Origin of the sequence: Vibrio sp. 10N.261.46.A3 (assembly GCF_041472995.1) — a bacterium.
Lineage (GTDB): Bacteria > Pseudomonadota > Gammaproteobacteria > Enterobacterales > Vibrionaceae > Vibrio > Vibrio coralliirubri.
Genome location: NZ_JBFRRH010000073.1, coordinates 35,036 through 47,961, shown reverse-complemented (window position 1 = coordinate 47,961; position 12,926 = coordinate 35,036). Strand labels below are relative to the sequence as shown.

Here is a 12,926-nt window from a genome sequence, read left to right as displayed (position 1 = left end):
GTCGGTTCATGCTTTATCACGAAAAATTTGACGTCATCGTTGTTGGTGGTGGCCATGCAGGAACGGAAGCCGCACTCGCATCTGCACGTACTGGTCAAAGTACGTTATTACTTACTCATAATATCGATACGCTAGGACAAATGTCTTGTAACCCAGCCATTGGCGGGATCGGTAAGGGCCACTTGGTAAAAGAGGTCGATGCAATGGGTGGATTAATGGCGCAAGCTATTGATCATGCAGGTATTCAGTTCAGAACATTGAACGCATCAAAAGGCCCTGCGGTTCGTGCTACTCGAGCACAAGCTGACCGCGCACTGTACAAAGCCTTTGTTCGCAACGTTCTTGAAAACACGCCAAACCTGACTTTGTTCCAACAGTCGGTTGATGACTTGATCGTTGAACAGGATCAAGTGGTCGGTGTGGTAACGCAGATGGGCCTTAAATTCCGCGCAAGCGCTGTGGTTCTGACTGTGGGCACATTCCTAGGCGGCAAGATCCATATTGGTATGGAAAGTTCTTCAGGCGGCCGTGCTGGCGATCCACCATCGATCGCACTGGCTGACCGTCTTCGTGATCTTCCATTCCGAGTTGATCGCCTGAAAACAGGTACTCCTCCTCGTATCGATGCGCGTAGCGTTGATTTTTCTGAGCTTGAGGTTCAGCACGGCGATAACCCGACGCCTGTTTTCTCGTTCATGGGTAGCCGAGCTCAACAACCTCGTCAAATTCCATGCTACATCACGCATACCAATGAAAATACGCATGACGTAATTCGTGCCAACCTTGATCGCAGCCCTATGTACGCGGGTGTAATTGAAGGCATTGGCCCTCGTTACTGTCCTTCGATTGAAGACAAAGTAATGCGTTTTGCTGACAAGAACAGTCACCAAATTTTTATTGAGCCTGAAGGTCTAACGACTCACGAGCTATACCCGAATGGTATCTCTACCAGTCTGCCGTTTGATGTACAGGTTCAAATTGTTCGTTCGATGAAGGGCTTTGAAAATGCTCATATCGTTCGTCCTGGCTATGCGATTGAGTACGATTTCTTTGATCCTCGCGACCTTAAGCTGACTTACGAAACTAAGTTTATCAAAGGTCTATTCTTTGCGGGTCAAATCAACGGTACCACTGGCTACGAAGAAGCGGCTGCACAAGGCTTGATGGCCGGTCTGAATGCAAGTCTGTTTACTCAAGGCAAAGAAGGCTGGAGTCCGCGTCGTGACCAAGCTTACATGGGCGTGCTTATTGACGACCTATCGACCATGGGTACCAAAGAACCTTACCGCATGTTTACGTCTCGCGCGGAATACCGTCTGCTGCTTCGTGAAGACAACGCCGATATCCGCTTGACTGAAAAGTCGCGTGAACTTGGCCTTGTTGATGACGTTCGTTGGGCTCGTTTCAACGAGAAGATGGAAAACATGGAGAAGGAACGTCAACGTCTGAAAGAGACTTGGATTAATCCAAAATCTGAAGATATTGATCAACTGAACCAAATTCTGAAAACACCAATGTCTCGTGAAGCGAGTGGTGAAGATCTTCTTCGTCGCCCTGAAATGACTTATTCACAGCTAACCGCATTGGATCGTTTTGGTCCTGCACTGGAAGATCAACAAGCGTCTGAGCAAGTTGAGATCCAAGTGAAGTACGATGGCTACATTCAGCGTCAACAAGACGAAATTGAAAAATCACTGCGTCATGAAAACACCAAACTGCCTGCTGATATCGATTACAGCAAGGTAAAAGGACTTTCTAACGAAGTGGTTCTTAAACTAACGACAGCTAAGCCTGATTCAATTGGTATTGCTTCTCGAATTTCAGGTATCACACCTGCAGCAATCTCAATTCTGTTGGTTTACTTGAAAAAACACGGCCTGTTGAAAAAAGGTGAGGAAGCATAATGAGCGCATTACGCGAAAAACTGGATCACCTGATTGGCCAGACTGAACTTGAAGTATCTGAAAAACAACGTGGCCAGTTGGTTGGCTATGTTGAGTTACTGAATAAGTGGAACAAGGCTTATAACCTAACGTCAGTTCGTGACCCGCAAGAAATGATGGTGAAACATATCTTAGATAGCATCATTGTTAGCACTCACTTACAAGGTAAGCGCTTTATCGATGTTGGCACTGGACCTGGTCTTCCTGGGATTCCGCTCTCAATCATGAATCCAGACTGCGAGTTTTACTTGCTAGACAGCCTAGGTAAGCGTATTCGTTTTATCAAACAGGTGATTCATGAGCTGGGTATCGACAACGTGGTACCGGTTCAAAGTCGCGTTGAAGAATTTCAACCAGAAGAAAAGTTTGATGCAGTGCTCAGTCGTGCATTTGCGTCAATGACAGACATGGTAGAGTGGTGTCACCATTTACCTAAAGAGCAATCCGGTGTATTTTTGGCTCTTAAGGGACAACATCCTAGAGACGAAATCGACCTGTTACCTGAATGGTGTTCAGTGACAGACATTAAAGCTTTGCAAGTGCCAGAGCTTGATGGAGAGCGTCATCTAGTTACTTTATCGCGTCAGGGATAATCAGCGAGGCCATAGTGGGTAGAATCGTAGCAATTGCCAACCAGAAGGGTGGCGTAGGAAAAACAACAACTTGCATAAATTTAGCAGCATCAATGGCGGCAACAAAACGCAAGATATTGGTTGTTGACCTCGATCCTCAAGGTAATGCCACTATGGCGAGCGGTGTCGACAAGTATCAAGTTGAAGCAACTGCTTACGATTTGTTGGTTGAAGACACCCCATTTGATGAGGTGGTTTGCCGGAGTACATCTGGCAATTATGACCTCATCGCCGCAAACGGCGATGTTACTGCGGCAGAAATCAAGCTAATGGAAGTGTTTGCTCGTGAAGTTCGTTTAAAAAACGCACTCGAATCCATTCGCAATAACTATGATTTCATCTTTATTGATTGCCCACCCTCATTAAACCTTCTTACAATCAACGCGATGGCTGCGGCCGACTCCGTGTTGGTTCCTATGCAATGTGAATACTTTGCTTTGGAAGGTTTGACTGCATTGATGGATACCATCAGTAAGCTAGCGGCTGTTGTAAACGAGAACCTGAAGATCGAAGGTCTTCTGCGTACTATGTACGATCCTCGCAACCGCTTATCGAACGAAGTATCTGATCAACTCAAAAAACACTTTGGTAGCAAAGTCTACCGAACTGTGATCCCTAGAAATGTGCGTCTGGCAGAAGCCCCGAGTCACGGCAAGCCAGCAATGTACTACGACAAATATTCCGCAGGAGCTAAGGCTTATCTTGCTCTTGCAGGCGAAATGTTGCGTCGTGAAGAAGTCCCAGTATAGGTCCAACCAAAGGAATTCGCTCAATGTCTAAGCGTGGTTTAGGAAAAGGGCTAGATGCATTGCTTGCAACTAGCTCATTGGCTCGTGAAAAACAGCAAGTTGCTTCTCATAGTCAGGCGTTGTCGGCTGATGGTGAGCTTATCGAACTGGCTGTTGGTTGTTTGAAGCCTGGTGTATATCAACCGCGTAAGGATATTGCGCCTGAAGCGCTAGAAGAGCTGGCTGCATCAATTCAATCTCAAGGTATTATCCAACCGATCGTAGTTCGCCCACTGGCGCATGACCAGTTCGAGATTATTGCTGGTGAACGTCGCTGGAGAGCGGCTCGTCAAGCTGGCCTTAAACAAGTGCCATGCCTGATCAAGAGAGTGGAAGACAAGGCCGCTATCGCGATGGCATTGATTGAGAATATTCAGCGTGAAGACCTGAATGTTATCGAAGAAGCACAAGCGCTAGAGCGCCTACAGAACGAATTTGAGCTGACACACCAACAAGTCGCTGATGTTATCGGTAAATCGAGAGCAACGGTGAGTAACTTATTACGTCTAAATCAGCTCGAAAATGAAGTAAAAGGTTTAGTTTCCAATAAACAACTAGAAATGGGGCATGCTCGAGCATTGCTTGCGCTTGAAGGTGATACCCAGGTTGAAGCAGCAAACACTGCAGCGACCAAAAAAATGACCGTGCGTCAAACCGAGCAGCTTGTTAAAAAGTGTTTAAAACCAGACGTTGAGCCAGAATCGAAGCCTGAAGACATAGAAGCTATCGAACTTTCACGAAGACTCACGGAAAAATTGCAAGCAAACGTTTCAGTCACTCGTTCTGTTAGCGGTAAGTCAAAAGTAATAATTACTATTGATGAGCCTCACAAATTAGAGCAACTTATTGCTAAACTAGAGTACTAAATGAGATAATTGATTTAGGTCAATTATGTAATAAACAAGTGATTTCGTACAAAAGTTGTCGGTTTGTATGCAAAAATGTAAATGATTGCCGCGTTGTTGTTGCAATCAATTTGGCTGAACGTATAATTTTCGCCAATTTCTCAGCACGCTTTTAAGCGAGTAGTAAAGAAGGCTTAAAAGAGGAACGAATACATGGTAGCGGCGTTAGCAAGACCAGGACGAGTGCTTGCAAAGCAAATGTTATTGATCGAGCTTAGCGCGGTTATATTAGTGGCGATAGGGTTAGGTTTAGCTGTTAATCCTGATTGGGGTTTTGCTGCATTAATCGGTGGCGGTATTTTTGTCATCGCAAATGCAGTTTTTTGTGTGTGTGCTTTCCTATTTAGTGGAGCTCGTGCAACTAAGTTAGTTGCGGCGTCGTTCTATGCAGGCGAAGCGCTAAAAATCCTTATCACAGTTTTACTATTCTCTATTGTCTACATGTATATGCAGGTGGAATTAGTTCCCCTCAAACTGACCTATTTACTGGTTCTAGGTATTAATATCTTTGCGCCAGTGCTTTTCATTAACAATAAAAAATAGGATGAGTTATGGCTGCGCCAACAGCATCCGGATACATTGAACACCACTTACAAAACCTTTCTTTAGCTAAGTTTGGTCTTGTAGAGGAGACAAGTTTCTGGAACGTACATATAGACAGTCTGTTTTTTTCGGTGTTGACAGGGATGTTATTCCTTTGGGTTTTTCGCTCAGTCGCTAAGAAAGCAACAGTAGGTGTACCTGGTAAGCTTCAGTGTTTTGTTGAAATGGTAGTGGAATTCGTTGGTGACAACGTTAAAGAAACTTTCCATGGCCGCAACCCTCTGATTGCCCCACTAGCACTGACTATATTCTGCTGGATTATATTAATGAACTTGATGGACTTAGTGCCTATCGATTTCTTACCATATCCTGCAGAGCATTGGCTAGGTATCCCTTACTTGAAAGTGGTTCCTACAGCTGATGTAAATATAACAATGGCAATGGCTTTAGGTGTTTTTGCTCTGATGATCTACTACAGCATCAAAGTGAAAGGTCTAGGCGGATTTGCTAAAGAATTGGCACTGCATCCATTTAATCACCCAATCATGATTCCATTTAACTTGGTACTTGAGGTAATTTCGTTATTAGCGAAGCCACTATCTCTAGGTATGCGTTTATTTGGTAATATGTTTGCGGGTGAGGTGGTGTTTATTCTTATCGCGGCAATGCTACCGTGGTACTTACAATGGGTAGGTGCACTACCTTGGGCTATCTTCCATATCTTGGTTATTTTGATTCAAGCGTTTGTTTTCATGATGTTGACAATCGTTTACTTATCAATGGCTCATGAAGATAGTGATCACTAAAAAAAATTTTTAAGCTTTATTCTAACTATTAATGTTAATCGGAGAACGTAAATGGAAACTGTACTAAGTTTTTCAGCAATCGCTGTTGCTATTATTGTTGGTCTTTGTGCCGTAGGTACTGCAATTGGTTTTGCTATTCTTGGTGGTAAATTCCTAGAAGGCGCTGCGCGTCAACCTGAAATGGCTCCAATGCTACAAGTTAAGATGTTCATCATCGCTGGTCTACTGGATGCTGTTCCAATGATCGGTATCGTAATCGCACTACTATTCACGTTTGCTAACCCATTTGTTGGTCAACTAGCAGGCTAATTAACTCTCAATAGTTAATTAAATTTTTGTAGTTGATTCTTAACGAGGGGTAGCTGTTGTGAATATGAACGCAACTCTGTTAGGTCAAGCAATTGCTTTTTCATTGTTTGTTTGGTTCTGCATGAAATATGTATGGCCACCAATCATGCAAGCAATTGAAGAACGTCAGAAAAAAATTGCTGACGGTCTAGTAGCCGCTGAACGCGCTGCTAAAGACTTGAACCTGGCACAAGCCAACGCTTCTGAGCAAATGAAAGAAGCAAAGCGCACTGCAACTGAGGTTATTGATCAGGCAAACAAACGTAAAGCTCAAATTATTGATGAAGCACGCGAAGAAGCTCAGGCAGAACGCCAGAAAATCTTAGCGCAAGCTGAAGCAGAAATTGAAGCAGAGCGTACACGTGCCCGTGATGACCTGCGCAAACAAGTCGCAACTCTGGCTATAGCTGGTGCTGAGAAAATCCTTGAGCGTACAATCGATAAAGATGTACACGATGATCTTCTTAACAACATTACTGCAAAACTTTAAAGCAAGGGGCTGTATATGTCTGATTTGACTACAATCGCACGCCCCTATGCTAAAGCAGCGTTTGACTTTGCGGTAGATAAAGGTGAGCTAGACCAATGGGGTCAGATGCTTACTTTTGCTGCCGAAGTGGCACAAAATGATGATGTTCATAATTTATTAAGCGGTTCTATGACTGCTGAAAAATTAGCTGAAGTATTCATTGTAATTTGTGGCGAACAATTTGATGAATTCGGTCAGAACTTAATTAAAGTGATGGCAGAGAATGGCCGCTTAATGGCTTTTCCTGATGTTTGTAAAGAGTTCTTTATACTCAAAAAAGAGTATGAGAAAGAGATCGACGTTGAAGTAACTTCAGCGGTAGAACTTTCTGAAGAACAACGCGCAGAGATCAGCAGCAAATTGGAACAGCGCTTAGCGCGCAAAGTTCAGCTGAATTGCAGTATAGATGAGACTCTACTTAGTGGAGTTATTATTCGAGCCGGAGACCTAGTCATCGATAACTCAGCGCGCAGTCGTTTAGACCGCCTGAGCGATGCATTGCAGTCTTAATGGGGATTGGAGCATGCAACTTAATTCCACTGAAATTAGCGATCTAATTAAACAACGTATTGAATCTTTCGACGTTGTTAGTGAAGCTCGCAATGAAGGTACTATCGTTTCTGTAAGCGATGGCATCCTTAGCATCCACGGCCTAGCGGACGTGATGCAAGGTGAAATGATCGAACTACCGGGTGGCCGTTACGCTCTAGCACTAAACTTGAACCGTGATTCGGTTGGTGCTGTTGTAATGGGCCCGTATGCTGACCTACAGGAAGGCATGAAAGTTACAGGTACTGGTCGTATTCTAGAAGTACCAGTAGGTCCTGAAATGCTTGGTCGTGTTGTAAACACGCTAGGTGAGCCAATTGATGGTAAAGGTCCAATCGAAGCTAAATTGACTTCGCCTGTAGAAATTATCGCACCAGGTGTAATCGACCGTAAATCGGTAGATCAACCTGTTCAAACTGGTTACAAGTCTGTTGACTCAATGATCCCTATCGGTCGTGGTCAACGTGAACTAGTAATCGGTGACCGTCAGACTGGTAAAACAGCAATGGCGATCGATGCGATTATTAACCAAAAAGATTCTGGTATTTTCTCTATCTACGTAGCTATCGGCCAAAAAGCGTCGACTATTGCTAACGTAGTTCGCAAACTAGAAGAGCACGGCGCACTAGCAAACACTGTTGTTGTTGTTGCATCTGCTTCTGAATCTGCAGCGCTGCAATACCTTGCACCGTATGCTGGTTGTGCGATGGGCGAATACTTCCGTGATCGCGGTGAAGATGCACTGATTGTTTATGATGATCTATCTAAGCAAGCTGTAGCTTACCGTCAAATCTCGCTGCTACTTAAGCGTCCACCAGGTCGTGAAGCGTTCCCAGGTGATGTTTTCTACCTTCACTCTCGTCTACTAGAGCGTGCTGCTCGTGTAAGCGAAGCATACGTAGAAAAATTCACTAACGGTGAAGTGACAGGCAAGACTGGTTCTTTAACTGCTCTACCTATCATCGAAACGCAAGCTGGTGACGTATCTGCATTCGTACCAACGAACGTAATCTCGATTACTGATGGTCAGATCTTCCTACAAACTGAGCTATTCAACGCGGGCGTACGTCCAGCTGTTGACCCTGGTATCTCAGTTTCTCGTGTAGGTGGTTCGGCGCAGACTAAAATCATCAAGAAGCTATCTGGCGGTATCCGTACTGCTCTAGCTCAATACCGTGAACTTGCAGCATTTGCTCAGTTCTCTTCGGATCTTGATGAAGCGACTAAGAAGCAGCTAGACCACGGTCAAAAAGTTACAGAACTGATGAAGCAGAAGCAATACGCTCCTATGTCTGTATTTGACCAAGCTCTAGTAATCTTCGCTGCAGAGCGTGGATACCTTCAAGACGTTGAACTTTCTAAAGTTCTAGACTTTGAAGCTGCTTTACTGTCGTTTGCTCGTGGTCAATATGCCGATCTAGCAACACAGATCGACACAACGGGTGCTTTCAATAAAGAAATCGAAGCTGAGCTGAAGAAGCTTGTTGACGATTTCAAGGCAACCCAGACCTGGTAATTGGTAGGTGGTCTTAGGGCCACCTCATACCATTAACGGAGAGTAACGATGGCCGGCGCAAAAGAGATACGTAATAAAATCGGTAGTGTTAAAAGCACACAGAAGATTACGAAAGCAATGGAAATGGTAGCAGCTTCAAAAATGCGTCGTTCTCAAGACGCAATGGAAGCTACTCGTCCATATGCAGAAACAATGCGTAAAGTGATCGGTCATTTGGCTAATGGTAGCCTCGAGTATAAGCATCCTTATCTTGAGGAACGTGAAGCCAAACGTGTTGGTTACATCATCGTTTCTACAGACCGTGGTCTTTGTGGTGGTTTGAACATTAACTTGTTCAAAAAAGCCATGAACGACATGAAAGATTGGTCTGAGAAAGGTGCTGAAGTTGAACTTGCAATTGTAGGTTCAAAAGCGACAGCATTTTTCAACAACAGTGGCGCGAAAGTAGCAGCTCAAGTTTCTGGTCTGGGCGATCGTCCAAGCCTTGAAGACTTGATTGGCTCTGTAAGCGTTATGCTGAAGAAATATGATGAAGGCGAATTAGATCGCCTGTTCGTAGTGTTCAACAAGTTTGAAAACACTATGGTTCAAGAACCAACGATCGATCAATTACTTCCTTTGCCTAAATCAGACAGCGAAGAAATGAAACGCAGTCATTCTTGGGACTACATTTATGAGCCCGAGCCAAAACCACTACTAGATGCACTATTGGTTCGCTATGTCGAATCTCAAGTGTACCAAGGTGTGGTTGAGAACCTTGCTTGTGAGCAAGCGGCTCGAATGATTGCAATGAAATCAGCAACAGATAACGCTGGTGACATTATTGATGACTTAGAACTTGTGTATAACAAAGCGCGTCAAGCGGCGATTACACAAGAACTTTCTGAGATCGTTTCAGGCGCAGCTGCGGTTTAAGCTTAGGTAAAACTAAATAGTTAGAGGATTAACGATGGCTACAGGTAAGATCGTACAGATCATCGGTGCGGTAGTCGACGTAGAGTTCCCACAGGGTGAAGTACCTCGTGTATACGACGCTCTGAATGTTAATGAAGTACAAGAACGTCTAGTTCTTGAAGTTCAGCAACAACTTGGCGGTGGCGTAGTTCGCGCAATCGTAATGGGTAGCTCTGATGGTTTACGTCGTGGTTTGACAGTTGAAAATACTGGCGCTCCAATCTCAGTACCAGTAGGTACTAAGACATTGGGTCGTATCATGAACGTCCTAGGTGACGCGATTGATGAGTGTGGCGAGATTGGTGCTGAAGAGCATTACGCCATTCACCGTGAAGCTCCAAGCTACGAAGAGCAGTCTAACGAGACAGCTCTTCTAGAAACTGGTGTTAAAGTAATCGACTTGATTTGTCCATTCGCTAAGGGTGGTAAAATCGGTCTATTCGGTGGTGCTGGTGTAGGTAAGACCGTTAACATGATGGAACTTATCAACAACATCGCACTTCAACACTCAGGCCTATCTGTATTTGCAGGTGTAGGTGAGCGTACTCGTGAAGGTAACGATTTCTACTTTGAGATGCAGGAAGCAGGTGTTGTAAACATCGAAAAACCTGAAGAATCAAAAGTAGCGATGGTTTACGGTCAGATGAACGAGCCACCAGGTAACCGTCTACGTGTTGCACTGACTGGTCTAACAATGGCAGAGCGCTTCCGTGACGAAGGTCGTGACGTTCTACTGTTCGTTGATAACATCTACCGTTACACACTAGCAGGTACTGAAGTATCAGCACTTCTAGGTCGTATGCCTTCTGCGGTAGGTTACCAACCTACACTAGCTGAAGAAATGGGTGTTCTACAAGAGCGTATCACGTCAACTAAATCTGGTTCTATCACGTCTGTACAGGCGGTATACGTACCAGCGGATGACTTGACTGACCCGTCTCCAGCAACAACGTTCGCTCACTTGGATGCAACGGTTGTACTTAACCGTAACATCGCATCTATGGGTCTATACCCAGCGATCGACCCGCTAGATTCTACTTCACGTCAACTGGATCCATTGGTAGTTGGACAAGAGCACTACGACATCGCTCGTGGCGTTCAGTCTACTCTTCAGCGCTATAAAGAGCTGAAAGATATCATTGCTATCCTAGGTATGGACGAGCTATCTGAAGAAGATAAGCAAGTTGTATCTCGTGCTCGTAAGATTGAGAAGTTCCTAACTCAGCCTTACCACGTAGCGGAAGTATTTACAGGTGACCCAGGCGTTTACGTACCTCTTAAAGAGACTCTACGTGGCTTCCAAGGTCTTCTATCTGGTGAATACGATGACATTCCAGAGCAAGCGTTCATGTACTGTGGTGCAATTGACGAAGCTATCGAGAATGCTAAGAAGCTATAAGGCTAACTAGGAGGCGATATGGCAGCAATAACCTTTCACCTAGACGTTGTAAGTGCAGAGAAACAAATTTTCTCAGGCCTTGTTGAGACGTTTCAGGTGACCGGTAGTGAGGGTGAGCTTGGTATTTTCCATGGTCATACTCCACTGCTGACCGCTATCAAGCCTGGTATGGTGCGTATTGTTAAGCAGCACGGCCACGAAGAAATCATTTATGTTTCTGGTGGTATGGTAGAAGTTCAGCCTGGTACAGCGACTGTACTGGCTGATACAGCTATCCGTGGTGAAGAGCTAGACGCAGCAAAGGCGGAAGAAGCTAAACGCAAGGCTGTGGAGAATATCCAAAATCAGCATGGCGACATAGACTTCGCACAAGCGGCCGGTGAACTGGCTAAAGCCATTGCTCAGTTACGAGTTATCGAACTGACAAAACAGCGTCGTTAATCTTTTTAGGATTATAGACTCTGAGATAAAGGCGACCTAAGGGTCGCCTTTTTGCATTTTTGATGTTCTCAAAAATGCTTCTTTTACGTATCACTACTGGTTAAATGGTTATTGCGATTTAATTTTTTGGCCAAAAACGGTTACAATATAGGCTTAACAAAAATAATGTTGGATAGGTTTACAATGAAGTTTAGCGCAGTAATTCTCGCGGCGGGCAAAGGCACTCGCATGTATTCAAACATGCCAAAGGTTCTGCACACGCTTGCGGGTAAGCCAATGGTGAAGCATGTTATCGATACCTGTAATGGTCTAGGCGCCCAAAACATCAACCTGGTTTACGGACACGGTGGTGATCAGATGAAGGCTACCCTAGCTGAAGAATCTGTAAACTGGGCACTGCAAGCTGAGCAACTGGGTACGGGCCACGCGGTGGATCAAGCATCTGCACATTTCGCTGATGATGAAAAAGTATTGGTGCTATATGGTGATGTTCCACTGATCTCACCTGAAACCATTGAAAACCTATTAGACGCTCAACCAAACGGTGGCATCGCGCTACTTACTGTTGTGTTAGACAACCCAATGGGCTACGGACGTATTATTCGTCGTAATGGTCCTGTTGTGGCTATCGTTGAGCAGAAAGATGCAACGGATGAGCAGAAGCTTATCAAAGAGATCAACACTGGCGTTATGGTGGCGACTGGTGGCGATCTGAAGCGCTGGTTGTCTGGCCTAAGTAACGACAACGCACAGGGTGAATACTACCTGACTGACGTTATCGCAGCGGCTCACGACGAAGGTCGTGCAGTTGAAGCGGTACACCCAGTAAGCCCAATTGAAGTGGAAGGCGTAAACGACCGCTCTCAACTGGCTCGTCTAGAGCGTGCTTACCAAGCTGAGCAAGCAGACAAGTTATTAAAGCAAGGCGTAATGCTGCGCGACCCAAGCCGCTTCGATCTACGTGGTGAACTGCAGTGCGGTATGGACGTTGAGATTGACACTAACGTTATCATCGAAGGCAGCGTAAGCATTGGCGACAACGTGATTATCGGCACTGGTTGTGTATTGAAAGACTGCGAGATTGATGACAACACCATCGTTCGTCCATACAGCGTGATCGAAGGTGCAACGGTCGGTGAAGACTGTACGGTTGGTCCTTTCACTCGTCTACGTCCTGGTGCTGATATGCGTAATAACTCGCACGTTGGTAACTTTGTCGAAGTGAAGAACACTCGCCTTGGTGAAGGTTCTAAAGCGAACCACTTAACGTATCTAGGCGATGCTGAAATTGGTCAGCGCGTAAACGTGGGTGCGGGTGCAATTACTTGTAACTACGATGGTGCGAATAAGTTCAAGACCATCATTGGCGACGACGTATTCGTTGGTTCAGATAGTCAATTAATAGCGCCTGTTACTATTGGTAATGGTGCTACCGTTGGTGCTGGCTCTACAGTGACACGCGATGTTTCTGAAAATGAGCTGGTTATCAGCCGTGCGAAAGAACGTAAGATTGCTGATTGGAAGCGTCCAACTAAGAAATAATCTCTAACGTTCAAAAGATATTCTTACGAAA

The 12,926-nt window shown here is 44.9% G+C and carries 14 protein-coding genes; all 14 read left to right on the top strand.

What is annotated here, in order from left to right:
• Window positions 1–8: 8 nt before the first annotated feature.
• A complete protein-coding gene (gene mnmG, locus AB4484_RS17570) occupies window positions 9–1,904 on the top strand; it encodes a tRNA uridine-5-carboxymethylaminomethyl(34) synthesis enzyme MnmG (RefSeq protein ID WP_372079526.1) in 1,896 nt (631 codons plus the stop codon).
• The gene (rsmG, locus tag AB4484_RS17565) at window positions 1,904–2,536 is read left to right on the top strand and encodes a 16S rRNA (guanine(527)-N(7))-methyltransferase RsmG (RefSeq protein ID WP_017058801.1); all 633 of its coding nucleotides are present in this window, start codon (window positions 1,904–1,906) and stop codon (window positions 2,534–2,536) included. The genes mnmG and rsmG overlap by 1 nt, the downstream gene beginning before the upstream one ends.
• Window positions 2,537–2,550: 14 nt before the next feature.
• Window positions 2,551–3,324, top strand: a complete 774-nt coding sequence (locus AB4484_RS17560) for a ParA family protein (RefSeq protein ID WP_019825554.1) — start codon at window positions 2,551–2,553, stop codon at window positions 3,322–3,324.
• A gap of 23 nt (window positions 3,325–3,347) precedes the next feature.
• Entirely contained in the window at window positions 3,348–4,229 is an 882-nt protein-coding gene (locus AB4484_RS17555; RefSeq protein ID WP_372079524.1) for a ParB/RepB/Spo0J family partition protein, read from the top strand.
• Window positions 4,230–4,421: 192 nt separating this feature from the next.
• On the top strand, window positions 4,422–4,811 hold the full coding sequence (locus tag AB4484_RS17550) for a F0F1 ATP synthase subunit I (protein WP_017058798.1): 390 nt from the start codon (window positions 4,422–4,424) through the stop codon (window positions 4,809–4,811).
• A gap of 8 nt (window positions 4,812–4,819) precedes the next feature.
• The gene (atpB, locus tag AB4484_RS17545) at window positions 4,820–5,617 is read left to right on the top strand and encodes a F0F1 ATP synthase subunit A (protein WP_017632650.1); all 798 of its coding nucleotides are present in this window, start codon (window positions 4,820–4,822) and stop codon (window positions 5,615–5,617) included.
• Window positions 5,618–5,668: 51 nt separating this feature from the next.
• A complete protein-coding gene (atpE, locus tag AB4484_RS17540) occupies window positions 5,669–5,926 on the top strand; it encodes a F0F1 ATP synthase subunit C (protein WP_004411110.1) in 258 nt (85 codons plus the stop codon).
• 58 nt (window positions 5,927–5,984) lie between these two features.
• Window positions 5,985–6,455, top strand: a complete 471-nt coding sequence (atpF, locus tag AB4484_RS17535; RefSeq protein ID WP_010433231.1) for a F0F1 ATP synthase subunit B — start codon at window positions 5,985–5,987, stop codon at window positions 6,453–6,455.
• Window positions 6,456–6,470: 15 nt separating this feature from the next.
• Entirely contained in the window at window positions 6,471–7,004 is a 534-nt protein-coding gene (gene atpH, locus AB4484_RS17530; protein WP_009848122.1) for a F0F1 ATP synthase subunit delta, read from the top strand.
• Between the two features lie 13 nt (window positions 7,005–7,017).
• Entirely contained in the window at window positions 7,018–8,559 is a 1,542-nt protein-coding gene (gene atpA / locus AB4484_RS17525; RefSeq protein ID WP_010433235.1) for a F0F1 ATP synthase subunit alpha, read from the top strand.
• A gap of 48 nt (window positions 8,560–8,607) precedes the next feature.
• Window positions 8,608–9,474 carry a F0F1 ATP synthase subunit gamma gene (atpG, locus tag AB4484_RS17520; RefSeq protein WP_372079521.1) on the top strand — a complete coding sequence of 289 codons (867 nt, stop codon included), beginning with the start codon at window positions 8,608–8,610 and terminating at the stop codon, window positions 9,472–9,474.
• Window positions 9,475–9,508: 34 nt separating this feature from the next.
• Window positions 9,509–10,912 (top strand): F0F1 ATP synthase subunit beta, encoded by a 1,404-nt coding sequence (gene atpD / locus AB4484_RS17515; RefSeq protein ID WP_048610850.1) that lies wholly within the window; start codon window positions 9,509–9,511, stop codon window positions 10,910–10,912.
• Window positions 10,913–10,930: 18 nt separating this feature from the next.
• Window positions 10,931–11,353, top strand: coding sequence for a F0F1 ATP synthase subunit epsilon (locus AB4484_RS17510; RefSeq protein WP_004735742.1), 423 nt, complete (start codon window positions 10,931–10,933; stop codon window positions 11,351–11,353).
• Window positions 11,354–11,536: 183 nt separating this feature from the next.
• Window positions 11,537–12,895 carry a bifunctional UDP-N-acetylglucosamine diphosphorylase/glucosamine-1-phosphate N-acetyltransferase GlmU gene (gene glmU / locus AB4484_RS17505; RefSeq protein ID WP_372079518.1) on the top strand — a complete coding sequence of 453 codons (1,359 nt, stop codon included), beginning with the start codon at window positions 11,537–11,539 and terminating at the stop codon, window positions 12,893–12,895.
• Window positions 12,896–12,926: the final 31 nt, after the last annotated feature.